Origin of the sequence: Pseudomonas sp., from assembly GCF_030690725.1 — a bacterium.
Lineage (GTDB): Bacteria > Pseudomonadota > Gammaproteobacteria > Pseudomonadales > Pseudomonadaceae > Aquipseudomonas.
Genome location: NZ_JAUYGD010000089.1, coordinates 176,297 through 200,104, shown reverse-complemented (window position 1 = coordinate 200,104; position 23,808 = coordinate 176,297). Strand labels below are relative to the sequence as shown.

The following is a 23,808-nucleotide window of genomic DNA, read 5'->3' as shown; positions in this document are numbered from 1 at the left end:
CTGATAATCTTGCGACTAGCAGTCTTACCTCACAAGCACCCACACGAATTGCTTGATTCAGTTGTTAAAGAGCGGTGGTTAAGTCTTTCGTCTCAACCGAGGCGCGCATTCTACAGCAGCCTCATTCTCTGTCAAGTGGTTTTTCTTACCGAGAGTGAAAATTTCTTTTCAATCTCAACCACTTGCGCCTCCGATCAACATCTAGCTTCTCGTCAGCGGGTGGCGAATTCTACAGCGTTTCAAACTGCTGTCAACCGCCTCTTTTACCGCCTTCGATCATCTCGACCGAACCCCTTCAGACTCAAACACTACCTCCTGAAGAGGAGGCGCATTCTACGCAGCTTTCGCTGCTTTGCAACCCCCTTTTAAAATCTAACTTCTTGTTTTATAAGAAGTTTAAGGAGCAGCTTACGCCTGAAGAGCTGCGCATTATAGGGACTGCCGAACGAAGGTCAATCGATTGTTATGCTTTTGTTTCAATAGCACGAAATCAAGGGCCGCAGCCACACAGCCACCTGCGCGCCGCCTGCAGAAACGACAAAGCCGTTGAAGCTGACGCTTCAACGGCTTTGTCGAACCAACCGCGCAGTAACTAGGCGCTTTTACCGCGACGCAGGCGCAGCAGGTACTGAATCGGCCCCGAGGCCGCGTAAGCCAGGAAGATGATCAGCAGAATACGCGGCGGATCACTGAACACCACGGCAAACACCAGCACCACCGCCAGGATCGCCACAAACGGCACACGCCCCTTGAGATCGAGATCCTTGAAGCTGTTGTACTTGATATTGCTGACCATCAGCATGCCGGCAGCTGCTACCAGGATCGCAACCACAAAGGCCATATTCGAACCCTTGATACCGAAATCACTGAAGGCCCACACCGTACCCGCCACAACACCCGCAGCAGCAGGGCTGGCCAGGCCGATAAAGTAGCGCTTGTCGACGCTGCCGATCTGCGTATTGAAGCGCGCCAGACGCAATGCCGCGCCCGCTACATAGATGAAGGCAACCATCCAGCCAACCTTACCCATACTGCCAAGCGCCCACTCAAACGCCAGCAAGGCAGGCGCCACACCAAAGGCGACCATATCGGATAGCGAATCGTACTCGGCACCAAAGGCGCTCTGGGTATTGGTCAGACGCGCTACACGACCATCGAGGCCATCAAGCACCATGGCAACAAACACTGCGGCGGCGGCCACATAGAAGTTGCCGTTCATAGCATTGATGATGGCGTAGAACCCGGCAAACAAGTTGGCCGTGGTAAACAGGTTGGGCAGCAGATAAATACCGCGATGACGGACCTTGCGCCCTTCGGCGTCATGCCCCTCTTCTATATGCTCATCGATTGGCAGCAAACTTTCGGCGTCGACGGGAGACTGCGGCTCATCTGGACGTTCATTCATGAACAACACCTTGCAACGGATTTGGAGAATTTCGACAGGCGCTGACGAACAGGGTTCACGCCAGCGCCCATGCAACACTCAGGCTTTATACCAGAAGCCTTGCCGCACCATGAAAAAACGCGGCCTTGGCCGCGTCTTTTCTTACGTCATAAAACCTTAGTTCTTGGCTTTGTCGACGATTTTGTTGGCACCGATCCACGGCATCATGGAACGCAGTTGCTCACCGATGATTTCGATACCGTGGGCAGCGTTGTTACGACGCTTGGCGGTCATCGAAGGGTAGCCGGTAGCACCTTCGCTGATGAACATCTTGGCGTATTCGCCGTCCTGAATGCGCTTCAGAGCATTGCGCATAGCCTGACGGGATTCGGCGTTGATCACTTCCGGGCCGGTCACGTACTCGCCGTACTCGGCGTTGTTGGAGATCGAGTAGTTCATGTTGGCGATACCGCCTTCGTACATGAGATCAACGATCAGCTTCAGCTCGTGCAAGCATTCGAAGTAGGCCATTTCCGGCGCGTAGCCCGCTTCAACCAGGGTTTCGAAACCGGCTTTGACCAGCTCAACGGTACCGCCACACAGAACAGCCTGCTCGCCGAACAGGTCGGTTTCGGTTTCGTCCTTGAAGGTGGTTTCGATGATGCCGGTACGACCACCACCCACGCCAGCGGCGTAGGACAGGGCAACATTCTTGGCGTTGCCGGAAGCGTCCTGATAGATCGCGATCAGGTCAGGGATACCGCCGCCTTTGACGAATTCGGAACGTACGGTGTGACCCGGCGCTTTTGGCGCGATCATGATCACGTCGAGGTCAGCGCGCGGTACAACCTGGTTGTAGTGGATCGCGAAGCCGTGGGAGAAGGCAAGGGTGGCGCCTTTCTTGATGTTCGGTTCGATTTCGTTTTTGTACAGCGAGGATTGGAACTCGTCCGGGGTCAGGATCATGACCAGATCGGCAGCAGCAACGGCGGAAGCAACGTCAGTCACTTTCAGGCCATGGGCTTCAGCCTTGGCAACAGTGGCCGAGCCTTTGCGCAGGCCAACAGTCACGTCAACGCCGGAATCTTTCAGGTTGCACGCCTGAGCGTGGCCCTGGGAACCGTAGCCGATGATGGCAACTTTCTTACCCTGGATGATCGAGAGGTCACAGTCTTTGTCGTAATAAACTTTCATGTTCTTGTCTCTTTTAATCGGAAAGGGATGGGGTGCATGCACCGCGACGAAGACACCTTAAGTGATCCGCACCATTGCGTAAAATGATATATTTGCAACACAACATGCCGATAATTGAAACAATCATGGATAGTAACGCACTCAGGCTCTTTCTCTCTCTGGCCGATAACCTGCACTTCGGCAAAACCAGCCGCGAGCAGCACGTCAGCCCTTCCGCACTCAGCCGCAGCATCAAACAACTTGAGGACGAGCTCGGCGCGCCACTGTTTCTGCGCGACAACCGCTCAGTGCGCCTGACCCGCGAGGGACAACAGTTCCGCGAGTATGCGAGTGAGGTCATGAACGGCTGGCAGGCCATCCGCCAGACCTTTAAGCAGGACCAGTTGATCCTGCACGGCGAGCTCTCCCTGTATTGCTCGGTAACGGCCAGCTACAGCTTCCTCTATGACATCTTGAGCAGCTTTCGCCAGGACTACCCACGCATTGAAATGAAGCTGCACACCGGCGACCCGGCCAAAGCCGTAGAGCGCGTGCAAGAAGAACTGGAAGACCTGGCCATCGGCGCCCGCCCCGACAGCTTGCCCGCTGGCGTCGCGTTTCAATCCATTGCTCGCTCCGCACTGTGCTTTATCGGCCCGCTGTCACCCCAGCTGTTAACCGAGGAACAACTGAAACACCCCGGTACGGACACTTGGAAAGACGTGCCAATGATTCTCTCAGAAGAAGGCCTTGCCAGGACCCGTACCGATCGATGGTTAAAAAACCACAACATCAAACCGCGCATTTACGCCCAAGTGAGCGGTAATGAAGCCATCGTCAGCATGGTGAGCCTGGGTTTTGGCATTGGCGTGGTTCCGCAAATCGTCCTCGACAACAGCCCACTGACAGCACGCATCCGCATCTACGATATTCAGCCGCCGTTAACCGCCTACGATATCGGCCTGTTCGCGCTGGAGAAACGCCTTAAAGATCCGCTGATTAATGCCTTCTGGAATCGCCAACGCTAAGAGGCATTTACCCCAAAATGCAAAAAGCCCTCAGGAGATATCCTCCCGAGGGCTTTTGGTTTTATCAGTACAACGTAATCAGATGCTCAGCACCTTGTCGCCACGGGCAATGCCGGTCACACCACTGCGTACTGTTTCCAGAATCGACGCAGTGCCGATGGCCTGGATAAAGCTGTCCAGCTTGTCGCTCGTGCCGGCCAGTTGAATGGTGTAAACGCTGCTGGTCACATCGACGATCTGCCCACGGAAGATGTCGGTGGTACGTTTAACTTCAGCACGTTGGGCGCCAGTGGCCTTGACCTTGACCAACATCAGCTCGCGCTCGACGTGAGCGCTTTCCGACAGATCAACCAGCTTGACCACCTCGACCAGCTTGTTGAGGTTTTTGGTGATCTGCTCGATCACTTCATCATGGCCAACAGTGGTCAGGGTCAGACGCGACAGGGTCGGGTCTTCAGTCGGCGCCACGGTCAGGCTTTCGATGTTGTAGTTGCGCTGCGAGAACAGACCCACCACGCGGGACAATGCGCCGGGCTCGTTTTCCAGCAGCAGGGAAATAATGTGTCGCATGATTAGGTACGCTCCGTCTTGCTCAGCCACATATCGCGCATTGCACCGTCTTTGATCTGCATCGGATAGACGTGCTCACTGGTATCAACCTGGATGTCGAGGAACACCAGGCGATCTTTCATCGCGAAGGCTTCCTCCATCATCGGTTTTAGATCCTTCAGATCAGTGATGCGCATGCCGACATGGCCATAGGCCTCGGCCAGCTTGACGAAATCCGGCAACGATTCCATATAGGAATGCGAGTGACGGCTACCGTAGTTCATGTCCTGCCACTGGCGCACCATACCCAGCGCACCGTTGTTAAGGTTGACGATCTTCACCGGCAAACCGTACTGCAGGCAGGTCGACAGCTCCTGGATGTTCATCTGGATGCTGCCTTCACCGGTTACGCAGGCGACTTCGTCATCCGGGAAGCTCAACTTGACGCCCATAGCTGCTGGGAAACCAAAGCCCATGGTGCCCAGGCCGCCGGAGTTGATCCAACGGTTCGGCTTGTTGAAGCGGTAGTACTGAGCAGCAAACATCTGGTGCTGACCAACATCAGAGGTCACGAACGCGTCGCCACCGGTGACTTCGGACAGCGTCTCGATCACGGTTTGCGGCTTGATGATGCTGCCGTCGCCCTTGTCGTAAGGGAACATGATGCGACCACCGCGCCACTCTTCGATCTGCTTCCACCAGCTCGCCAGGGCATCCTTGTTCAGTTGCTCGCCGATCTCTTTAAGGATCGCGACCATCTCGGTCATCACGCTATCAACCGGGCCGACGATAGGGATATCGGCCTTGATGGTCTTGGAGATGGAGGCCGGATCGATATCAACGTGGATGATCTTGGCATTCGGGCAGAACTTGCTTGCGCCGTTGATCACGCGGTCATCGAAGCGTGCGCCCACCGCCAGGATCACATCCGCGTGGTGCATTGCCAGGTTGGCGGTGTAGCTGCCGTGCATACCGAGCATGCCGAGGAACTGGCGATCGGTCCCTGGATAGCCACCCAAGCCCATGAGGGTGTTGGTGACTGGCAGGTTGAGCATCTGCGCCAGCTCGGTCAGCGGCGCTGCTGCACCGCCCATAATCACACCACCACCGGAGTAGATGACTGGACGCTTGGCCGTCAGCAGCAGTTCAGCCGCCTTACGGATCTGCCCGGAATGACCGCGCAGAGCCGGGCTGTAGGAGCGCAGCTTGACCTTCTTCGGATAGACGTACTCGAACTTCTCAGCCGGGTTGGTCATGTCCTTCGGAATATCCACGACCACCGGGCCTGGACGGCCGGATTGCGCCAGATAGAAGGCTTTCTTCAGGACTTCCGGGATCTCCGAGGCGTGCTTGATCATAAAGCTGTGCTTCACAATTGGCCGCGAGATACCGATCATGTCGGTTTCCTGGAAGGCATCGGTGCCGACCATGGTGCTTGGCACCTGGCCAGACAACACCACCATCGGAATGGAGTCCATATAGGCAGTGGCAATACCGGTGATGGCATTGGTTGCGCCAGGGCCAGAGGTTACCAGTACCACACCGGCTTTACCGGTGGCACGGGCATAACCGTCAGCCATATGGGTTGCCGCTTGTTCGTGACGAACCAGGATGTGCTGCACTTCCGGCTCTTTGAACAGGGCATCGTAGATGTGTAGAAGAGCACCGCCAGGGTACCCATAGATGTTCTTAACGCCTTCGTCACGCAAAAAGCGGACGACCATTTCAGCGCCGGATAAAAGCTCCACGTTGTTCACCTCTAAAACGCCAGAAAACCGCCCAACAAGGAGGACGGCCTAAGATAGGTTTACTGTCAGCAGAGCATGAGCGACGGTGGTCGCCGACTACGTCAGCTACAACTGAGCAAGTATTGGGAATACCCCAAAGTGTTGCGGGGTCTTCCCACCCAGCGCGAGGTAACGCGTTGCGGGTGTAACAGGTCGGCGCGGGTGTGCACCTCATGTCTACTGAGCTAAAGCCTGCTTGCGGCGGACTCCACTACAGCGAGCGTGGAATTGTTGGGATTCGGCGCTGCCAAGTCAAGCAATCCGTGATTGAATCTGCAATCTTCTGCTGTGACGCAGCGCAGGATGACGATTCGAACATTTTGGTTATAGTAGTCAGCAGGCACCGCAGCTCAATATAAGGAAACCGCATGCGCCGCATGATGATCACCAGCAGCTTGCTGCTCGCCATGAGCGCCACCGCCATGGCCAGCCAGGTTTACAAGTGGGTCGACGCCCAAGGCGTAACGCACTTCAGCGCACAACCGCCACAAGGCCAAGACGCCACCAGCATCAATACCGCAACACCGCCGCCAAAACCTGTCGCAGCAGAAGAGAAAAAAGCGGCACCGACCTTCGAAAGCATCGCAGACCCCGAGCAGGCGGCCATCGATGAAAAGGTCAAACAGGACGTCGCGGCCAAAGAAGTGGAGCGCAAGAAGTACTGTGAAGATGTGCGCACTAACCTCGCACAACTGCAGAACAATCCGCGCCTGCGCATGGAAGTAGAGGGTGAAGTGCGCCGCCTAAGCGAAGAAGAGCGCCAAAGCCGTATCAGCGAAGCGCAGAAGGCGATTGCCGAAAACTGCAAATAAACCGATTGGCGCGACTCAGCTCGCGCCAACAATTAGCTGATCGAATTCACCCAGCAGCTTGATCAGCGTCCTGGCTTTTTTGGCCTGACTGCCATACACCTGCTCGGCCATCGGCTGAATCCCGGACACACTGGGCAATGTGGCCCCTGCTTCCAGCATCTGCTTCATCCTCGGTAGAAATATCCACTGCAGCCACTGCTCGAACGCCAGCGTATCGACACAGAACGGCTGCTGACTGGATAGCGCCTGCGCACTGGGCGCCTGCGCATCCCACCAGCCTTGCACGCGCAGCTCCCGCTCGATCAGCAGCAGCTGCTCCGCCACCATAGGTACGCGCGCATCCATCAGAGGCTGACTCGCGCCTGTTCACGGGCCTGGGCGGCACCCGCAGCATCACCTTGACGCTCGCGCGCCTGGGCGATCAGGTTCCACAGACTGGCCTGCAAGGCCGGGCGACCGTTGGCATAGCTCAGACCACGACGGGCGAACTGCTCGGCCTGCGCTGCATCACCTTGGGCTAAACGTACTTCGGCAAGTTTATAGAGCACCTGCGGTTCACGCGGCGCAATACGCTGGGCGCGCTCCAGACTGGAGGCGGCACCATTCAGATCACCACCACCCTGCTGTTGCTGCGCCGTAGTCAGCAAGGCCAGGACCGGGCCATCCAGCTGCTCATCCATGGCCAAACCACCGCTTGGGATGCCACTGGGTGCCGGCGCGACATAGCCGCCTTGAGTGGTGGCAGGCGGCGTAGCACTCCACGGCTGGGTAGTGCTGCCGATATCCAGCGGGGCATTGCTTGCCGGGAACGACTGAATCGGCGCGGAACTCCCGCCACCACCCGGCACCATCACTACCACACCGGAGTCTTCCGGCAGGGCCTGAGGCTGTGCGGCGGGGGCACCATAACCGCCTGGCGTACCCGACTGCGCGCCGGCTACCGAAGTACCGCCTTCAACTACCGGGATCGAGCCGCGCGGCACGCTGCTACAGCCGGCCAACAACAACGAAGCCGTTACAGCTGGGATCAACCACTTATTCACGTCACGCCCTCTTTAACTTAATCCAACCAGCCGCGTACCCAATCCATCACCTCGTTGACCGGTGCCTGAATACCACAGGCCGGCCCGGCGACGGGTTGGCTGCCGCGAATATACGGCATCTGTACTGCATTCGGACAACTCGGGTCAGTGCCCTGGCCGCTGCTGGCATCCACCCAGGCCTGCACCACGTTATCCGGCACGGGCATATCCAGCGGCAGTGGGTCGGCCTTGCGCATAAAGTCCGTCCACACCTGCAGTGCGCCCGTCGCCCCGGTCAGTGGCGTTGGGCCGTTGTCATCACGGCCCAGCCAGACTACAGCCAGGACATCCTGGCTGAAGCCGGCAAACCAGCTGTCGCGCGAATCGTTACTGGTGCCGGTCTTGCCGGCCAGGGCCAGGGAGCGCGGCAGCTGACTGTAGACCGAGCGCCCTGTGCCTTCTGACATCGTGCGCTGCATGGCGTTCTGCAGCAGGTAGATGGCGCCGCTGTCAAAACGCTGCTGAATCTGGAATGGATAACGTTTGAGCGGCTCGCCCTCGGCCGTCAATACCGCACGAATACCGCGCAAGGGCGTATTGAAACCGCCATTGGCCAAGGTCTGGTACATATTCGCCACGTTCATCGGGCTCAGCCCACCAGCGCCCAGCAGCATCGACGGATACGCCGGCCACTGCTGCTCGACACCCAATCGATTGAGGGTCTTCAACACCTCCGGCACGCCGAGTTCCAGGCCGAGCTTGGCAGTCGACAGGTTGTAGGAATTGACCAACCCCTGGTACAGATAAATCGTGCCATGGGCTTTGCGGTCATAGTTCTGCGGGCTCCAGACCTGACCGTCCTGGCCCTTGATGGAGAACGGCTGATCTTCCAGCAGACTGGTCAAGGTGTACTGGCTGGGCCGCTCCAACGCGGTCAAGTAAATCGCCGGCTTGATCAGCGAACCAATCGGCCGTACTGCATCCAGCGCGCGATTGAAGCCGGCAAAGCGCGGCTGGCGGCTACCAATAATGGCCTGCACCTCACCACTTTCCGGACTGGTCACCACCATCCCGGCTTCGACCTGATCAACCCCTTTGCGCCCGGACAAGCGTTTCAGGGTGTCGGCCAAGGCGCTTTCGGCCTTGAGCTGCATGATCGGATCGAAGCTGGTGAAGATGCGCAGGCCCTCTTCGGTCAGGTCCTGCTCCTGGTAGTCCTCGCGCAGCTGGCGCTTGACCAGATCAAGGAAGGCTGGGAACGAGCTGTCCGCCAAAGTACCGCGCTGGGTAATGCCCAACGGTTTTTGCTTCGCCGCTTCCACTTCTTCAGTGCTGGCCACGCCCTGGGCGGCCAGTACATCGAGCACCAGGTTGCGCCGCTCCAGCGCGCGCTCGGGGTTGCGCCGCGGGTTGTAGTAGGTCGGCCCCTTGACCATGCCCACCAGCAGCGCCACCTGATCGAGCTTCAGCTCGGACAGCGGCTGACTGAAGAAATACTGACTGGCCAGACCAAAGCCGTGCACCGCACGCTGACCGTCCTGGCCGAGGAAGACTTCATTGAGGTACGCCTCAAGAATGTCCTTCTTCTCGTAATGCAGCTCCAGCAGCACCGCCATCATGGCTTCGGTTGCTTTACGGGCCAGGGTGCGCTCGTTGGTCAGGTAGAAGTTCTTCACCAACTGCTGAGTCAAGGTACTGCCGCCCTGGCGCAGCTGACCGGCAGTGGCGTTGATCCACACCGCGCGGGCTACGCCCTTGGGCGAAACGCCAAAGTGGTTGAAAAACTCGCGGTCCTCAATCGCCACCAGGGTTTCAACCAGATACGGCGGCACCTGCTCCAGCTTGATCAGCACGCGGTCTTCCTGATGCGCGGGGTACAAGCCGCCAATCAGTAACGGCTCAAGCCGCGCCACGGCCAGGTTGCCACCACCTGCCTGAGTCAGTCCTGCAACGTAATCGCCAGAAAAACGCACACGTACGCGTTGCGATGGCTCAACACTTTCGTAGAACTGAAAACCGCGTGAATGCAGCTCGATATTGTTGCCGGCGACCGAAACACCGCCTGGGCCGGCCACCGCGCTTTCACGGCGATAACCCAGGGCATCCAGCTCCTTGAGGAAGTCATCCTTGGCCAGTTTCTGCCCAACAAACAGCTCCAGCGGCCTGGCATAGACCTTGGCGGGCACAGTCCAGCGCTTGCCGGAGAACTTCTCCTGCACCACAGCATCGAGGTAAACCGCAAACACGGCGAGCACCACCAAACCAACCAGGCCGAGCTTGATAGCCCAGCCCAACCAGGGGCGCATACCGCCGGAACGGCGTTTAGAACGGGGACGGGAAGATCGGGTACGAGTCATGGCGCGGCATTATACGCACTTTGCCCACTTGCCAGCAGACCAGCGCAGCGGTTTGCAGACTGCCGTTGAGCGGCCATAATGGCCGCCTCTTATTCAGTACAACGCCAAGGATCGCCCGTGAGCCAAGCTCTGATCGCCGCACTGCAGAACCCGGCCCTCTACCCTCATCCCGTAGAGCAGTTCCAGGTCATCGAAACCCATATTTCCTGGGTGGTGCTCACCGGCCCCTTCGCCTACAAGCTCAAGAAGCCGGTGAATTTCGGCTTTCTCGACTTCACCGAGCTGAGCGCCCGCGAACACTTCTGCAAGGAAGAACTGCGCCTCAACCAGCGCCTGACCCAGGGCCTTTACCTGGACGTGCTGCCGATCAGCGGCAGCGTCGACGCCCCGCAACTCGGCGGCAGCGGCCCGGCCATCGAATACGCACTGAAAATGCGCCAATTCCCGCAAAGCCAGCTGCTCAGTGACGTGCAGGCACGCGGCGAACTGAGCGAAGCGCATATCGATGCCCTGGCCAAACAGATTGCCGACTTCCACGGTTCGACCCCTGCGGTCGCGGCCAGCCATGAATTGTGCACACCCGAGGCAATTGTCGCGCCGATGCGGCAGAACTTCGAACAGATCCGCCCGATGCTCAGTGACGCGGCCGACCTGCAGCAGCTGGAAGCCCTGGAGGCCTGGACCGAAGCCAACTGCACGCGCCTTGAACCGCTGCTGGCCACGCGCGCGGCCAATGGCTCGATCCGCGAATGCCACGGCGACATCCACCTGGGCAACGCCACCCTGCTGGATGATCAGGTGGTGCTGTTCGACTGCATCGAGTTCAACGAGCCGTTCCGCCTGATCGATATCGCCTCGGACGCCGCCTTCCTCGCCATGGACCTGGAAGACCGCGGTCTCAAGGCCCATGCCTGGCGCTTCGTCAATGCTTGGCTGGAGCACACCGGTGATTACGCCGCTCTGGAGCTGCTGAATTTCTACAAAGCCTATCGTGCGCTGGTACGCGCCAAGGTCGCGCTGTTCAGCCTGGCCCATCAGACCGATGCAGTGCAAAAGGCGGTAACCCTGCGCCAATACCGCAACTACGCCAACCTGGCGGAAAGCTACAGCGCCATCCCGTCGAACTTCCTGGTCATTACCCACGGCGTTTCCGCTGTAGGCAAAAGCCATGTGGCCATGCGCCTGGTCGAGGCACTGGGCGCTATTCGTCTGCGTTCGGATGTAGAGCGCAAGCGCCTGTTCGGCGAGCAGAAGGATGCTGACCTCGGCAAACTCAGCGCCGGGATCTACACCCAAGACGCCAGCGCCGCCACATACCAGCGCCTGCACCAGCTCGCCGAAGCGGCCCTGCATGCCGGCTTCCCGGTAGTCATCGACGCCACCTACCTCAAGCAGGCGCAGCGCGAAGCGGCCAGCCAGGTTGCCGAAGCCTGCGGCGCGCCCTTCCTGATTCTGGAATGCAGCGCCCCGGACGAAGTGATCGCCAGCTGGCTGGAACAACGCAAAGTCGCCGGCAGCGACCCGTCGGACGCCACCATGGACGTCGTACACGCCCAACAAGCCAGCCGCGAAGCCTTAAGTGACGATGAACTGCTGCACAGCAAGCGCGTCGACACCCACGAAAGCGCCAGCCTGGACACCTTGATCGCACGCATTCGCCAGCGCCTGACGGGTCTGTAATACGTAAACGGGTAACAGAGTTGCGGCGCGAGCAGAGCGCGCCGCGGCTTCTATACTGGCGGTGAGCCCATAAGGAGATGCACCATGAGCCAGCCCCGACAACTGGATAGCCCGCTGTATAGCCTGATCCACAACGAACAAATTTCTGCCTTCAATGCGCAAAAGCCCAAAGACACGGTCGTTGACCTAAGCGGCGGCGACTTTCGCGGCATTGACCTGCGCGCCCTGAATGCCGAGGGCATTAACTTCACCAACGCCTACTTTCGCGGCACCGACCTGCGCGGCCTTGACCTGCGCAATGCCCAGCTCGAAGGGGCCAGCCTGGCCCACGCGCAGATTTCCGGGGCCTACTTCCCGGTCGAGCTGACGGCAGACGAGATTCTGATGTCGGTGAATTTCGGCACCCGCCTGCGCTACAACACCCGTTGAGCGGTAACCACGTCAGCCAACTGTTCGGCGCCCGAGCAGATGCCTACGCCAGCTTCCGCCCGCATTACCCAGAGAGCCTGTTTGCCTGGCTGGCCGCGCAATGCGCGGAACGCCAGCGGGCGCTGGATATTGCCTGTGGCAATGGCCAGGCCAGCCGTCCGCTGCGCGAGCACTTCAAACAGGTGCTGGCCTGCGATGCCAGCCTGGAACAATTGCAGGCCGGCGTGGATCAACCTGGCCTGCAGTTGTTCGTCGCCGAGGCGCAAACGCAGCCCCTGCCCAGCCAGAGCCTGGACCTGATCGTGGTAGCGCAGGCCCTGCACTGGTTTGCCACACCGGCGTTCTTTGCCGAAGTACGTCGCCTGCTCAAGCCTGGCGGGGTGTTCTGTGCCTGGTGTTACAGCTTGATGCGCATCGACGATGAGCTGGACGCGCTGATCGACGAGTTTTACTGGAATACCCTCGGCGGTTACTGGCCGCTGGGCCGCGCCAGTGTCGATGCCGGCTACCGTGATATCGACAATCCCTTTACCCCACTCGCCCCGCCCGCCTCGGCTATGGAAATCAGCTGGTCGCTGGAACAGCTACTGGGCTACCTGCGCACCTGGTCAGCGGTGCAGCGCTACGAGCAGCAAAACGGCGTCGATCCACTGCGGCAACTGCAGCCAAAACTGCGCCAGGCCTGGGGTGATGCCAAACAGCCACGCTTTGTCCGCTGGCCGCTACACTTTCTGGCAGGCACGCCAAACTGACTCCATCCGCACGACTGCCCAGCAGCGCAAGGAGGCTTGATGAACGATGAACTGCAACACCTGAAGAACCTCGGCAAAACCTCGGCCCAGTGGCTCCACGCAGTCGGTATCCACAGCGCCAATGACCTGCGCCGACTGGGCGCGGTCAGTGCTTATCGCGCGGTACGCGCACGGGGCTTCAGGGCATCCAAGGTGTTGCTGTATGCAATTGAAGGCGCACTACTGGACGTGCACTGGAACGAGCTACCACCCGGGCATAAAGCCGAACTGAACGGCCAGCTCGATGAAAGTTCACCCCACAACAAGAGCTAGCTCACAACCTCTCAGGCTTTTGATTTACCTGAAGCGCGCTGGCAACTATTGTTTTAGGGACGTTCGTGCGGTTTAGTATGCCCAGCCAGTTCAAGGAAATTCGCTCATGTATTTACTCGGGGAGCAACCGGCTTACGCCGATCAGCTAATCAACCGACTACAAAGCATCCCCACTCAATTGCTCGATGGGCTTGCACCTGCTGGATCGCCACTACAGCTTGAACGTGCAGAAGACCTGGCCAAGGTGCTGCCGGGCAATCAGCTATTCATCATTGAAAATGGCCTGCTGCATGCCGTAGTCGATGAACGTCCGCTGTTTTATCTACAGGAAGGCGACCTGGTTGGCCTGCGCCAGGGCCTGGACATGCCCAGCTGCCGTTACAGCAGCGAAGAGCAACTGAGCCTGATCCCCTATTCGCGCAGTGATGTGTTCAAGCACATCTATGCCAGCGAACAGCGCCAGGAACTGTTTATCCAGTACCTGATCGGCCATACCGCCCTGCTGTCCGACGCCCTGGCGCGTTTGAAACAGCCAGAAATTCGCCCCTCCACCGGCTTCCAGCACTTTGCTGCGGGTGAAGAGCTGATCCATCAGGGTGATGTCGCCGACAACGTCTTTATCATTATCGAAGGCCATGCCGAGGCCTATGTCGATGGGCACAAGGTCGGCGATGTGCAAAAGGATGAAATCTTCGGCGCCATGGCCGTGTTCACCCGCGAGAAGCGCAGCGCCACCGTGCTGGCGAGCGAGCCGTGCACCGTAATGGTCATCCCCAAGGAGCAGTTCCTCAGTCTGATGCAGAGCAACCCGCGGATTGCCCACAGCCTGATTGAAAGCATGGCCAAGCGCATCGACCTGCTGAACAAGGAAGTCACCCAGCTGCGCTTGCCGGCCGAAGCGTCCTGAAACCGGCTTGCGGCCTCAACAACCCGACCTTGTGTCGGGTTGTTTGTTTATGGGCCGAACAGGTCGCCAGCAGATCGATAAAAAAGTTTGCTTGGAGGTGTTGACTTGAAAATGAGAATTGTTATTATTACCACAACTGATCGCGAGATCAGCCGATAAGCTTAAGAGACCTTCAGTCGGCCTCTTCAGATTATCTCCTCATCAGGCTAATCACGGTTATTGACCCGGCTCTTGCCGGGTCTTTTTTTGCCTGTCAAAAAGTACGCTCAGCAGCCTTTAGAAATCGACCTGCGCCAACCACTCCGGCAGATTGAAGTGTTGGCTGACCCGGCAGATCTTGCCGTCACGAATCTCGAAGAAACTCGCTGCCGTCAGTTGATAGCTCTGGCCACAGGCATCCGGCAGACCATCATCGGTGCTCAGGTATTCACCGCTCAGGGTGAATTCGCAGGCGGCGCGCTGCCCGCTTGGCTCGGTGAGGATCTGCAGGTTATCGATGCTTTCGCGGTAGCAGCGCTGGGTGCGTTCCAGGTAGTCGGCAAAAGCTTGTACGCCCTGCTCGCGCGGGCCCTGGTTGATATCCAGCAGCACATCAGCGCTGAGCAGGGCCAGGCAGGCGCGGCTGTCACGTTCGTTAAGGGCGTTGAAGTAGCGGGTAAGCAGGGCGTGGGCAGCGGCTGGCATCAGCAGTCTCCGGTAAAAACCGCAGACTACCCGCTCAGCCGCAGACAAATCGGGCTAGGGTCGCAGTTTTGCGCAGTGGTCCTGCTCAGGTTGCGCTGGCGTGTACCAGACGTAATCGGCCGATTCCGCAGCGACCTGGCTACCAACCTCCGCCAGAATCAGCACCTGCACACCTTCAGCTGCACCTAAATCCTGCAGATGCAACGGCACGCCCAGTTCACGGCGCACATGGAAGGCACCGGCAAACAGCAGGCTCGGCTCGGGCGCGGCCAAGAGAGCTTCGGCCATGCGCCGATCACGCTGTTGCTGCACGGCGAGCATGGCGGGCAGCTGACTGTCCGGCAGCAGATTGCAATGCGACTGGCGAATCTGCTGGAACAACGCCTCACGCACCGGCTGCGCCATGGAGGCCTGGCCTTGCAGCTGCGGCACTTCGGCGTATATCTGCATGATCTCGCGACGCTCAAGGTTGGCCGCCAGTAACGGATAAGGCTGACGCAGCGCATGCTGCACCAGCGGCCCGTACAGCGACCAGGCCCAGCCCGGCTGCCAGGCCAGGGCGCTGAGCATGTCCTGCGGCGCCTGTCCGGCCGCGATGGCAGCGCGCACCTGATCGACCTTGGCCTGCTGATCCGGCGTCAGCATTTCCAGCAGCAGACTGCCCTGCGGCCGCTGCGCTGCCAGCGCGCGCAACAGCCAGAGCTGCAGCGCATGGTGATCGGGATTGTCATGCCGCTCGCCGACCAGCACTTTGGGTGCCGCGGCCAAGTGCTCCAGCAGTTGCTCAGGCGTCAGCAGTGCACCGGTGCGCAACTCGACAATCTGCCCCAGCTCAGGATGCTGCAAACCTTCAGGGCTTTGCCAGGCGGGCAAAGCCAGTAACGAGGCATGACAGGCACTCAACAGCGCAGCGACCATCAATAACGCAATACGCATAAACACAACCTTAACGAGCAACGATTAATGGATGACCCCGTTCCGGATGCCGCTGCACCAGCACTTCGAGACCGAACACGGCCTGTAGCGGCTCGGCGCGCAATACTTCCTCTGGACTACCGAGCGCATGGGGCCGGCCGCGCTCCAGCAGCAACAGGCGGTCGCAGTAACGCGCGGCCAGATTAAGATCGTGGAGGATCACCAGCACTGCGGCGCCCTGCTCGACAAAGGCGCGGGTGGCCTGCAGCGTGGTGTGCTGATGCAGTGGATCGAGCATCGAGGTGGGCTCATCGAGCAACAGCATCTGCCCCTCACCACCGGGCCAGAGCTGTGCCAGCACCCGCGCCAAGTGCACTCGTTGGCGCTCGCCGCCGGATAACGCCAGGTAACTGCGTCCGGCCAGGTGCAAGGCATCGGCCGCCTCCAACGCCTGCTTGATAATCTGCGCATCGCGCACACGCCCACTCGCATGGGGCAAACGACCCATGCCGACCACTTCTTCTACGCGAAAGGCGAAGTTCAGCGTCGAGGTTTGCGGCAACACCGCCAGGCGTTGCGCACGCTCGCTGCCGGGCCAGTCCTGCAGCCGCCGCTGATCCAGCCACACGTCGCCGTGGCTCGGCTGCAACTCGCCACACAAGGCACCGAGCAAGGTGCTCTTGCCGGCGCCATTGGGCCCCAGCACACCTAGCACTTCACCCGGACGCAGCTCCAGATTGATATCCGCCAACACCGTGCACGGGCCGCGCTGTACCGCCAGATTTTCCGCGCGCAGCATCAGGTACGCCCCCGCAGCAGCAGATAAAGGAAGAACGGCGCGCCAATCAGCGCCGTGACAATACCAATCGGCAATTCGGCCGGCGCCAATGCCAGCCGCGCCACCAGATCGGCCAGCAGTAACAGACTGGCACCTGCCAGGGCCGAGGCAGGCAATAGCACGCGATGATCCGGCCCCACCAGCAGACGCACCAGATGCGGCACCACCAAGCCGATAAAGCCGATCATCCCCGCCGCTGCCACGGCCGCGCCGACACCGAGGGCGGTGCAGAACACCAGCTCGGCCTTGACCCGTTCCACGGCAAAACCCAGGTGACGCGCCTCGGACTCGCCCAGCAGCATGGCATTCAGCGCCTTGGCACGCCTTGGCAACCACAGCGCCACGGCTGCCGTCACCAGCAGCAGCGGCCACAGGCGCGCGTAACTGGCGCCATTCAGGCTGCCCAGGTTCCAGAACGTCAGGGTACGCAAGGTGGCGTCGTCGGCCAGGTAGGTGAACAGGCCGATGGCCGCACCGGCCAATGCCGTCAGCGCAATACCGGCCAGCAGCATGGTTGCCACATTGGTTTCACCGTCACGCCGACCCAGGCGATAGACCAGCGCTGTTACCCCCAGGCCGCCGATAAAGGCGAACAACGACAACAGATAAGGTGCAAAGGCTTCCGGCAAGCCACCCAGTGCCGCGCCACCAACAATTGCAATCGACGCGCCGAGCGCCGCCCCGCTGGATACCCCGATCAGCCCTGGATCGGCCAGCGGGTTACGAAACAAACCCTGCATCGCCACCCCGCACAGCGCCAGCACCGCGCCGACCAGCAACCCGAGCAAGGTGCGCGGCAAGCGGATCTGCCCGAGGATCAGTTCCGCCTGGGCCAGATCATCACCCGGTTGTGCCAGGCCCAGCAGGCGCAATGCCGCTTTAAGGGTATCGAGCAGCGGCAGGCTGACCGGCCCCAGCGCCAGGGATAACCAGAGCGCGAGCGCCAGCAACAGGCTCAGTGCGATAAACAGTGAGCGCGGACGAATAACAGGATTCATGGCGTGGGCTTAGCTTCGGCGACCAGAGGTTGGCTGGCAGGATAAAAGGCTGCGGACAAGGCCGCCAGCCCATCCGGCAAACGCGGGCCAAGGCCACCAACCAGCAGTGTCGGGTCGAGCATCAGCAAACGCTGGTTACGCGCTGCTCGGGTAGCCGCCAGCGCCGGGTTCTGCTGCAGCAATGCCTCACGCGCGGCATCACCGGCCAGGCTGCGGTCGGCGATGATCACCACCTCCGGGTCAAGCGCCAGCAGGGCTTCGGTGGACAGCGCCTTGTAACCGCTATGGCTGGCCAAATTGCGCCCACCGGCACGCTCGATCAGCCAGTCCGCCGAGGTGTCCTTGCCGCCCGCCATCGGGCTACTACCGGCATGGCCGAGCAACAGCAACACACCCGGCGCCGCCTGCCGACGCTGTGCAGTTACCAGCCAGTCGGCCTGCTGCTGCAAGCGCTGTTGATAAGCCGCAAAGGCCTGATCGGCACGTTGCGGCTCGCCCAACAGCGTGCCGATACGTTGCAAGCTGGCCTGCAGGCTAGTCAGATCCGCTTTGGAGGAGAGCATTTCCACCCGCACACCGGCGCCGCGCAATTGCGCCAGCACCGGCGGCGGGCCCATCTCCTCGCTACCGATCAGTACATCCGGGCGCAGCGCCAGCATGCCCTCGGCGGCCAGTTGGCGCTGATAACCAATGCTCGGCAACGCGCGCAGCGACTCTGGATGCTGGCTGGTGCTGTCCACTCCCACCAGGCGGCTTTCACCACCCAGCGCCACCACCCATTCACTGAGCGAGCCGCCGGAACTGATCCAGCGTTGCGGCAAGGGTTCGGCGGCCATCACTGAGGCACAAGACAACAGGCTCGCGCCCAGGGCGAGCAGAGTATTAAGGCGTTTCATGATTGGCCTCTAGAAGAATGCGACTGTCCTGAATGCCCTGCTGTTGCAGCAGCGCCATCAGGTCGAGAAATGCCGACAGCGGCGCCTGGCGATCCAGCGCCAGATCCAGGCCCGCTGCGTTATCGGCGGCAAAGGCTGCAGTCAGTTCAGTGCGCAGCGTGTTGAAGTCCGCCTGCTGCACGCCGTTAAAGCGCCAAGTCCCGTCCGCGGAGAGTTGTAGTTGCATGCGCTCGCCGCTGCCGGCGCTCGCTGTAGGCAGCGCTTCACGGCTCTGCGGCAACTGCAGGGGCAGTTCCAGCAACGGCGTTTGCGCGGTCAGCAGAAAGAACACCAGCACGATAAAAATCACGTCGAGCAGCGGCGTCAAATCGGGCAACAGATTGCCCTGGGAGCTACTGGCAGCCGGCAGACGAATCACGACAACACCCACTGCGCGGCTGGCGGATTACTCGGCAGTTCCAGCTCCAGGCCATCCAATGCCAGCTGGCAGCGATTGAGCAACGCCTGCACGCCCTCCAGATAATGCTCGGCCCACAAGGCAAAGCCCTGCCCCGCCGCCAGCGCCGGGATGGCGACCAGCAAGCCCCACACCGTGGTGTACAGGGCCTGCCACAAACCATCGGCGAGCAACGCCGGGGTGACCGGGCTGTTCTGCCCGGCGATATTGGCAAACATTTCCAGCATGCCCAGCACCGTGCCGAGCAAGCCGAGCATGGGTGCCAGCATGCCGATCAGCTGCAGCAAGCGCAGCTGGCGATTGAGGCGCTGACGCTCTTCCAGCAACCAGCAGCCGAGCAGCTCTTCGCGCTGCACCGCCGGCAAGGCGCTGTGTTTGAGCAACAACGCCAGGCCATAGCGCCAACCACGCGCACGGCCTTTGCAGTGCTCGCGCTCACAGGTGCGACAGGCGCTGACTGCCGCACGCCCGGCGGCAGTGCTCAGCGGCTGCAAACGCAAAAATACGCTAAGTCGCTCCAGAATCAGTGCCAGCGCCAGCAGCGAACACAGCGCCAGCGGCCAGCCCAGCGGCCCCATCGCACTCCACCACTGGCTCATCTCAGCACTCCAGCGCTGGTGCGCTTTCGGCTAGGGCGCGCCAGTCTTCAAGCTCCGGGATGCCTGGTTTGCGCGCACCAAATAGCTGCACTACCAGCTCGCCATTGGCATCGAAGGCTTCCCAACTGGTGATCACGCCATCGCTGCTCGGCTTGCGCACCCGCCATAGCTCGGTCACGCCAGTGGTCTGCAGATGTAGGTTGAACTCGGGGTCGAGCACGTTGAACCAGGTGTCCATCCAACGCAGGTTGCGCACCGGGCCGGAGTGAATCTGGATGCAGTGGCGATTGCCGACAAACACCATGACCGGCACTTCACGCGCACCAGCCTGCTCCAGCAGTTTCGGCAGCTCGCGCACGTCCAGCTGCTCGGCCCACTCACCCCCGGCCAGACGCAGGGCCTGGGTGCGTGTGGTGCCGTGTTTTTTCAGCAGGGCAAAGAAGTGGTGAGTGTCTTTGAGGGTCGACCAACCCACGCGCAGGGCATTCACATCCACCAGGGCATCGGCTTGCGCCGGCTGCGCCTGGGGCAAAGGCATCAGCTCCAGTTCGGCGCTCTGCTCAGCCATACGGAAACGCTCCAGCAGCGGCGCCCAGGCATTTAGCTGGCTGTCAGCGGTAAGAAACACCTTATGCACCGCAGTGCCCTGGCGGTCGAACACCTGAATGCTGCGCTGGGTGCCTTTGCCGGTTTGCTCCTCGATGGCAAACACACTGGCCCAGCCACCGAGGAACAGGCGCAGGTCGATATCGGCCGACACCACCAGGCCCATCTGGCCATTACCGGTAACCGTTACTTCACGGTAATAACCTTTGCGCTCATGCACGCAATGCTCATTGCGGGTCAGCGCCATCACATAGCCCAGCTCGCCCAGCGCCGGCAGCAGCTGCGCCCAGTCTGGCTGCAAGCGCACAGCGTCGACACCGAGGCGGCTGGCCACCAGTTCGGCCTCGCTAACGGCCAGGCGTTCGGCGGCATCGCGGGCACGCAGGCGTGGCTGCTCGCTGCGCAGCACCTGCCAGGCCAGATACAGATCATTGGTGGGCGCGACGGATTGGGCGTGTGTGCTCATGGAAAACTCCTCACTGATTAATCAACGGCTCGCCGTCAAAGCGAACTGAATAGGGATCTGTACGCGGCTAGGCACGGCCTGGCCGCCGCTGGTTTCAGGGCGAAAACGCCACTTGGCAACCGCCTCCAGGGCGGCTCGATCAAGGCTGTCCACGCCCGAAGAGCGCAGTACGTTCAAGCTGCGCTGCTGGCCGCGCTCATCCAGGCGCACCTCGACCAGCACCACGCCCTGCTGATTACGCCGCCGCGCCTGGGACGGGTAATTCGGCTGGCGGGGCGGCTCACGGAAACTCGGTTTGCTGCTAAGCACTTCAGCGGCCGGCGTTGCGGCAACCGGCTTTGCGGGCGCGGCTTGAGCCGCTGCAACCAACGCTGCCGACTGATTGGTTGTCTCGGTTGGCTGCGCTTGCACGGGCTGGTTTTGAGTTGGCTGTGCCGCTACCGCTGGCTTTGGCTTGGCCACGGGCGCCTGCACTGCCGGCTTAGGTGTCGGTGCCTGCGCCTTTCTCGGCACGACCGCCTGGCGTTGCGGTTGCGGTTGCGGTTGCGGTTGCGGTTGCTCTGGCAGCTTGGTCGGTGCCGGCGCGGCCTGCTGCAAAACGGCAGACAGGCGCAACACCTGCGGGGCTTCACGGGTTTGCGCGGCGCTCAAAACAGGCGGCTGTTCGTCGCCATGCAGCAGCCAGCCGGCGGCATGCAGCGCCAGCGACAGCAGCAGAAATAGCGACAAACGCAACATGCAATTACCCAGTCAAATCGAATTAAATCTATTTGATAATTATTTGCATTAGCATGTCAATGTCGTTTAGCTTTGCCGCCGATGCCAACCCGGTGGCCAGAGAAGCCACCTGTACGACCCTGGAGTCCCCATGCACAGAAGTCCTCCATTCGCCCGCCGCCCCTGGCTTGCCCTGCTATTACTCAGCCCATCACTGGCACTTGGCGCCGAGAAAGCGCCGAACCAGTTCGATACGGTGACCGTCACGGCAACCCGCACCGAACAGACCCTCGACCAAGTGCCGAGCACGGTGTCGGTACAAACCGAACGGCAGATCGACCAGCAGAACATCAAGAACATCAAGGATCTGGTGCGTTACGAGCCCGGCGTGTCGGTCGGTGGTAGCGGTGATCGTTTCGGCCTTTCCGGCTTTACCATTCGCGGTATCGGCGGCAACCGCGTACTGACCCAAGTGGATGGTGTCGGTATGCCAGACGCCTTCTCCTTCGGTGGCTTCCTTAACGCCAAGCGCGATTACGTCGACCTCGACACCGTCAAACAGGTGGAAATCATCCGTGGCCCAGCCAGTTCGCTGTACGGCAGCGATGCGATTGGCGGCGCGGTGAGCTTCCTGACCAAGGATGCCGGCGACTATCTGGGCGAAGGCGATGACGCTTACGCACGCTTGAAAACCGGCTATGACGGCAGCGATGACAGCTGGCAGCGCAGCGCCACCTTCGCCGCACGCCTAGGCCAGGTCGACGGCCTGCTGCACCTGGGCCGGCGCAGCGGCCAGGCCACGGATACCCACAGCGGCCAGGGCGGCATCGGCGCAACCCGCGAACAGGCCAATCCGCTGGATTACAGTACCGACAACCTGCTGAGCAAATTCGGCTGGGATTACAGCGACAGCGGCCGCCTGCAGCTGACCTACGAGCGTTACCAGGACGACACCGACACCCGCGTGCTGAGCAACTACAGCAACACCGCGACCATCCGTACCCAGGATGCTGAAGACCGCGTCGACCGTGAGCGCTATTCCCTCGCCCATACCCAGCAACTCGACACCCTGTTGGTTGACCAGATTCACAGCCAGCTCAGCTACCAGGACAGCCAGACGCGTCAGCAAACGTTCGAGGACCGCGTGGTCGGCGCACAGCCACGCTACCGCACACGTGATTCGTACTACGAAGAAAAGCTCTGGGCGTTCAACACCAAGCTGGACAAGGCCTTCAGCATCGGCAGCACGGAACATGCGCTGGTCTATGGTCTGGACGTCAAACACCTGAAGAACGCGGACCTGCGCGAAGGCGGCGAGACCGTACTGGCCACCGGCGTCACCACGCCTGTTCTGCCCACCAGCGATTTCCCCGATCCGACCACCAAGGAATACGCCCTGTTTGCTCAGGACAGCATCAGCATCGGCCGTTGGACCCTGCTACCGGGCCTGCGCTACGACCACTATGAGATGAGCCCACACGTCACCAATAAGTACCTCAACAGCCAGGCCACCGAGCGCAACCCAAGCGACTTCAAGGATTCGGCGCTGTCGCCCAAGTTTGGCGCGACCTACCAGCTCGACGACGCCCACAGCGTCTACGGTCAGTACGCTGCAGGCTTCCGCGCGCCCCAGGCAATCGAGATCTTCGGCGAATTCGCCAATCCGGGCATGTACCGCACCCTGGCCAATACCAACCTGAAGGCGGAAACCAGCGACAGCTTCGAACTGGGCCTACGCGGCCAGTACGCCATCGGCAGCTTTGGCGCGGCGCTGTTCTACAACCAGTACGACGACTTTATTGAGCAGGTCAGCCGGCCCTCCAGCGTGCCGGGTTTCCCCTTCGGCGAGTTCCAATACGTCAACCGTGATCGCGTGACCATTCGCGGTGCGGAAGCCAAAGGTGAGCTGTTCCTCGACCAACTGGGCCTGCCGGCTGGCTGGAAAGCACGCGGCAGCGTGGCTTACGCCCGCGGCAAGGATGAAGGCACAGGTCAGCCGATCAACAGCGTCGACCCACTCAAGGGTGTATTCGGCCTGGGCTACAGCGAGCCGAGCGGCACGTTTGGTGGCGAGCTGAGCTGGACCCTGGTGGCGGCGAAAACCCGCGTCGACATGACCCAAACCGCTAACCATGAGCAGACCTCGGGTTACGGCGTGCTCGACCTCAATGGCTGGTGGCAGATGACTGATGCCTTCGCCGTGAATGCCGGCCTGTTCAACCTGACCGACAAAGAGTACTGGCAATGGGGCGACGTACGCGGCCTGACCGAAAACAGCCCAAGCATGGGCCGCTTCAGCCAGCCGGGCCGCCATGCCGCCGTCAATCTGGTCTGGGAAATCTGACCCAGCAACACGTCTAGCGCGCGATCAACTAGTCGCGAAACAGAGTTCCACTTGGCGCAAGGATGCGCCCTCCTCTTTCACTTCCACGCCAGGGCG

General features: G+C 60.6%; 24 protein-coding genes. 8 read left to right on the top strand and 16 right to left on the bottom strand.

Annotated elements, in window-relative coordinates:
* Nucleotides 1–592 precede the first annotated feature (592 nt).
* Together pssA and ilvC are read right to left on the bottom strand one after the other, a co-directional pair.
* A complete protein-coding gene (gene pssA / locus Q8O69_RS21665) occupies nucleotides 593–1,405 on the bottom strand; it encodes a CDP-diacylglycerol--serine O-phosphatidyltransferase (protein WP_296127291.1) in 813 nt (270 codons plus the stop codon).
* Between the two features lie 156 nt (nucleotides 1,406–1,561).
* Complete coding sequence (ilvC, locus tag Q8O69_RS21660; protein ID WP_160088600.1) at nucleotides 1,562–2,578, bottom strand: ketol-acid reductoisomerase; 1,017 nt, start codon at nucleotides 2,576–2,578, stop codon at nucleotides 1,562–1,564.
* Nucleotides 2,579–2,703: 125 nt separating this feature from the next.
* Between ilvC and ilvY the strand changes: the two genes are divergently transcribed.
* Entirely contained in the window at nucleotides 2,704–3,585 is an 882-nt protein-coding gene (gene ilvY, locus Q8O69_RS21655) for an HTH-type transcriptional activator IlvY (protein ID WP_305594484.1), read from the top strand.
* 78 nt (nucleotides 3,586–3,663) lie between these two features.
* Here the strand turns inward: ilvY and ilvN are convergent, their stop codons facing one another.
* Together ilvN and Q8O69_RS21645 are read right to left on the bottom strand one after the other, a co-directional pair.
* Complete coding sequence (gene ilvN, locus Q8O69_RS21650; protein ID WP_090256033.1) at nucleotides 3,664–4,155, bottom strand: acetolactate synthase small subunit; 492 nt, start codon at nucleotides 4,153–4,155, stop codon at nucleotides 3,664–3,666.
* Between the two features lie 2 nt (nucleotides 4,156–4,157).
* On the bottom strand, nucleotides 4,158–5,882 hold the full coding sequence (locus Q8O69_RS21645; RefSeq protein ID WP_160088604.1) for an acetolactate synthase 3 large subunit: 1,725 nt from the start codon (nucleotides 5,880–5,882) through the stop codon (nucleotides 4,158–4,160).
* A gap of 407 nt (nucleotides 5,883–6,289) precedes the next feature.
* Between Q8O69_RS21645 and Q8O69_RS21640 the strand changes: the two genes are divergently transcribed.
* Nucleotides 6,290–6,733, top strand: a complete 444-nt coding sequence (locus Q8O69_RS21640) for a DUF4124 domain-containing protein (RefSeq protein WP_305594481.1) — start codon at nucleotides 6,290–6,292, stop codon at nucleotides 6,731–6,733.
* A 15-nt stretch (nucleotides 6,734–6,748) separates the two neighbouring features.
* Here Q8O69_RS21640 and Q8O69_RS21635 read toward each other — a convergent pair whose 3' ends face one another.
* From Q8O69_RS21635 to mrcB, 3 genes are read right to left on the bottom strand one after another with little or no spacing between them, the layout of a single operon-like run.
* Complete coding sequence (locus tag Q8O69_RS21635; protein WP_305594479.1) at nucleotides 6,749–7,078, bottom strand: YqcC family protein; 330 nt, start codon at nucleotides 7,076–7,078, stop codon at nucleotides 6,749–6,751.
* Nucleotides 7,078–7,776 carry a M48 family metallopeptidase gene (locus Q8O69_RS21630; protein WP_305594477.1) on the bottom strand — a complete coding sequence of 233 codons (699 nt, stop codon included), beginning with the start codon at nucleotides 7,774–7,776 and terminating at the stop codon, nucleotides 7,078–7,080. Before Q8O69_RS21630 ends, Q8O69_RS21635 begins: the two co-directional genes overlap by 1 nt.
* A gap of 17 nt (nucleotides 7,777–7,793) precedes the next feature.
* Nucleotides 7,794–10,112, bottom strand: a complete 2,319-nt coding sequence (gene mrcB / locus Q8O69_RS21625; RefSeq protein ID WP_305594475.1) for a penicillin-binding protein 1B — start codon at nucleotides 10,110–10,112, stop codon at nucleotides 7,794–7,796.
* Between the two features lie 117 nt (nucleotides 10,113–10,229).
* On the opposite strand from mrcB, the gene Q8O69_RS21620 reads away from it, so the two are divergent.
* The 5 genes from Q8O69_RS21620 (at nucleotide 10,230) to Q8O69_RS21600 (ending at nucleotide 14,192) form a co-directional block, all read left to right on the top strand.
* On the top strand, nucleotides 10,230–11,792 hold the full coding sequence (locus Q8O69_RS21620) for a bifunctional aminoglycoside phosphotransferase/ATP-binding protein (protein ID WP_305594474.1): 1,563 nt from the start codon (nucleotides 10,230–10,232) through the stop codon (nucleotides 11,790–11,792).
* A gap of 84 nt (nucleotides 11,793–11,876) precedes the next feature.
* Complete coding sequence (locus tag Q8O69_RS21615; protein ID WP_275961630.1) at nucleotides 11,877–12,221, top strand: pentapeptide repeat-containing protein; 345 nt, start codon at nucleotides 11,877–11,879, stop codon at nucleotides 12,219–12,221.
* Nucleotides 12,218–12,973: a class I SAM-dependent methyltransferase gene (locus tag Q8O69_RS21610; RefSeq protein ID WP_305594473.1), complete on the top strand. Its 756-nt coding sequence runs from the start codon at nucleotides 12,218–12,220 to the stop codon at nucleotides 12,971–12,973. The genes Q8O69_RS21615 and Q8O69_RS21610 overlap by 4 nt, the downstream gene beginning before the upstream one ends.
* A 39-nt stretch (nucleotides 12,974–13,012) precedes the next feature.
* Nucleotides 13,013–13,285, top strand: coding sequence for a TfoX/Sxy family protein (locus Q8O69_RS21605; protein WP_275961632.1), 273 nt, complete (start codon nucleotides 13,013–13,015; stop codon nucleotides 13,283–13,285).
* A gap of 106 nt (nucleotides 13,286–13,391) precedes the next feature.
* Entirely contained in the window at nucleotides 13,392–14,192 is an 801-nt protein-coding gene (locus tag Q8O69_RS21600; protein ID WP_275961633.1) for a Crp/Fnr family transcriptional regulator, read from the top strand.
* A 276-nt stretch (nucleotides 14,193–14,468) separates the two neighbouring features.
* Here the strand turns inward: Q8O69_RS21600 and Q8O69_RS21595 are convergent, their stop codons facing one another.
* Genes Q8O69_RS21595 through Q8O69_RS21555 form a run of 9 tightly spaced genes read right to left on the bottom strand, consistent with a single transcriptional unit; the run spans nucleotide 14,469 to nucleotide 21,389 of the window.
* Nucleotides 14,469–14,876 (bottom strand): nuclear transport factor 2 family protein, encoded by a 408-nt coding sequence (locus tag Q8O69_RS21595; RefSeq protein WP_305594472.1) that lies wholly within the window; start codon nucleotides 14,874–14,876, stop codon nucleotides 14,469–14,471.
* A 54-nt stretch (nucleotides 14,877–14,930) separates the two neighbouring features.
* Nucleotides 14,931–15,812, bottom strand: coding sequence for a ChaN family lipoprotein (locus Q8O69_RS21590; protein ID WP_305594471.1), 882 nt, complete (start codon nucleotides 15,810–15,812; stop codon nucleotides 14,931–14,933).
* Nucleotides 15,813–15,822: 10 nt separating this feature from the next.
* The gene (locus tag Q8O69_RS21585; protein ID WP_305594469.1) at nucleotides 15,823–16,590 is read right to left on the bottom strand and encodes a heme ABC transporter ATP-binding protein; all 768 of its coding nucleotides are present in this window, start codon (nucleotides 16,588–16,590) and stop codon (nucleotides 15,823–15,825) included.
* Complete coding sequence (locus Q8O69_RS21580) at nucleotides 16,590–17,627, bottom strand: iron ABC transporter permease (protein ID WP_305594467.1); 1,038 nt, start codon at nucleotides 17,625–17,627, stop codon at nucleotides 16,590–16,592. The genes Q8O69_RS21585 and Q8O69_RS21580 overlap by 1 nt, the downstream gene beginning before the upstream one ends.
* The gene (locus Q8O69_RS21575; protein WP_305594465.1) at nucleotides 17,624–18,523 is read right to left on the bottom strand and encodes a hemin ABC transporter substrate-binding protein; all 900 of its coding nucleotides are present in this window, start codon (nucleotides 18,521–18,523) and stop codon (nucleotides 17,624–17,626) included. Before Q8O69_RS21575 ends, Q8O69_RS21580 begins: the two co-directional genes overlap by 4 nt.
* The gene (locus Q8O69_RS21570; RefSeq protein WP_305594463.1) at nucleotides 18,510–18,941 is read right to left on the bottom strand and encodes a biopolymer transporter ExbD; all 432 of its coding nucleotides are present in this window, start codon (nucleotides 18,939–18,941) and stop codon (nucleotides 18,510–18,512) included. Before Q8O69_RS21570 ends, Q8O69_RS21575 begins: the two co-directional genes overlap by 14 nt.
* Nucleotides 18,938–19,579 carry a MotA/TolQ/ExbB proton channel family protein gene (locus Q8O69_RS21565; protein ID WP_305594461.1) on the bottom strand — a complete coding sequence of 214 codons (642 nt, stop codon included), beginning with the start codon at nucleotides 19,577–19,579 and terminating at the stop codon, nucleotides 18,938–18,940. Before Q8O69_RS21565 ends, Q8O69_RS21570 begins: the two co-directional genes overlap by 4 nt.
* A gap of 1 nt (nucleotide 19,580) precedes the next feature.
* Nucleotides 19,581–20,651 (bottom strand): hemin-degrading factor, encoded by a 1,071-nt coding sequence (locus Q8O69_RS21560; protein ID WP_305594459.1) that lies wholly within the window; start codon nucleotides 20,649–20,651, stop codon nucleotides 19,581–19,583.
* 21 nt (nucleotides 20,652–20,672) lie between these two features.
* Nucleotides 20,673–21,389 (bottom strand): energy transducer TonB, encoded by a 717-nt coding sequence (locus Q8O69_RS21555; protein WP_305594457.1) that lies wholly within the window; start codon nucleotides 21,387–21,389, stop codon nucleotides 20,673–20,675.
* Nucleotides 21,390–21,519: 130 nt separating this feature from the next.
* On the opposite strand from Q8O69_RS21555, the gene Q8O69_RS21550 reads away from it, so the two are divergent.
* Entirely contained in the window at nucleotides 21,520–23,712 is a 2,193-nt protein-coding gene (locus Q8O69_RS21550) for a TonB-dependent hemoglobin/transferrin/lactoferrin family receptor (protein ID WP_305594455.1), read from the top strand.
* Nucleotides 23,713–23,808: the final 96 nt, after the last annotated feature.

Bases quoted from the DNA above. Each gene is read 5' to 3' on its own strand.
- pssA (WP_296127291.1), bottom strand. From the start codon at position 1,405: ATGAATGAACGTCCAGATGAGCCGCAGTCTCCCGTCGACGCCGAAAGT.
- ilvC (WP_160088600.1), bottom strand. From the start codon at position 2,578: ATGAAAGTTTATTACGACAAAGACTGTGACCTCTCGATCATCCAGGGT.
- ilvY (WP_305594484.1), top strand. From the start codon at position 2,704: ATGGATAGTAACGCACTCAGGCTCTTTCTCTCTCTGGCCGATAACCTG.
- ilvN (WP_090256033.1), bottom strand. From the start codon at position 4,155: ATGCGACACATTATTTCCCTGCTGCTGGAAAACGAGCCCGGCGCATTG.
- Q8O69_RS21640 (WP_305594481.1), top strand. From the start codon at position 6,290: ATGCGCCGCATGATGATCACCAGCAGCTTGCTGCTCGCCATGAGCGCC.
- Q8O69_RS21635 (WP_305594479.1), bottom strand. From the start codon at position 7,078: ATGGATGCGCGCGTACCTATGGTGGCGGAGCAGCTGCTGCTGATCGAG.
- mrcB (WP_305594475.1), bottom strand. From the start codon at position 10,112: ATGACTCGTACCCGATCTTCCCGTCCCCGTTCTAAACGCCGTTCCGGC.
- Q8O69_RS21615 (WP_275961630.1), top strand. From the start codon at position 11,877: ATGAGCCAGCCCCGACAACTGGATAGCCCGCTGTATAGCCTGATCCAC.
- Q8O69_RS21605 (WP_275961632.1), top strand. From the start codon at position 13,013: ATGAACGATGAACTGCAACACCTGAAGAACCTCGGCAAAACCTCGGCC.
- Q8O69_RS21600 (WP_275961633.1), top strand. From the start codon at position 13,392: ATGTATTTACTCGGGGAGCAACCGGCTTACGCCGATCAGCTAATCAAC.
- Q8O69_RS21595 (WP_305594472.1), bottom strand. From the start codon at position 14,876: ATGCCAGCCGCTGCCCACGCCCTGCTTACCCGCTACTTCAACGCCCTT.
- Q8O69_RS21590 (WP_305594471.1), bottom strand. From the start codon at position 15,812: ATGCGTATTGCGTTATTGATGGTCGCTGCGCTGTTGAGTGCCTGTCAT.
- Q8O69_RS21585 (WP_305594469.1), bottom strand. From the start codon at position 16,590: ATGCTGCGCGCGGAAAATCTGGCGGTACAGCGCGGCCCGTGCACGGTG.
- Q8O69_RS21580 (WP_305594467.1), bottom strand. From the start codon at position 17,627: ATGAATCCTGTTATTCGTCCGCGCTCACTGTTTATCGCACTGAGCCTG.
- Q8O69_RS21575 (WP_305594465.1), bottom strand. From the start codon at position 18,523: ATGAAACGCCTTAATACTCTGCTCGCCCTGGGCGCGAGCCTGTTGTCT.
- Q8O69_RS21565 (WP_305594461.1), bottom strand. From the start codon at position 19,579: ATGAGCCAGTGGTGGAGTGCGATGGGGCCGCTGGGCTGGCCGCTGGCG.
- Q8O69_RS21560 (WP_305594459.1), bottom strand. From the start codon at position 20,651: ATGAGCACACACGCCCAATCCGTCGCGCCCACCAATGATCTGTATCTG.
- Q8O69_RS21555 (WP_305594457.1), bottom strand. From the start codon at position 21,389: ATGTTGCGTTTGTCGCTATTTCTGCTGCTGTCGCTGGCGCTGCATGCC.
- Q8O69_RS21550 (WP_305594455.1), top strand. From the start codon at position 21,520: ATGCACAGAAGTCCTCCATTCGCCCGCCGCCCCTGGCTTGCCCTGCTA.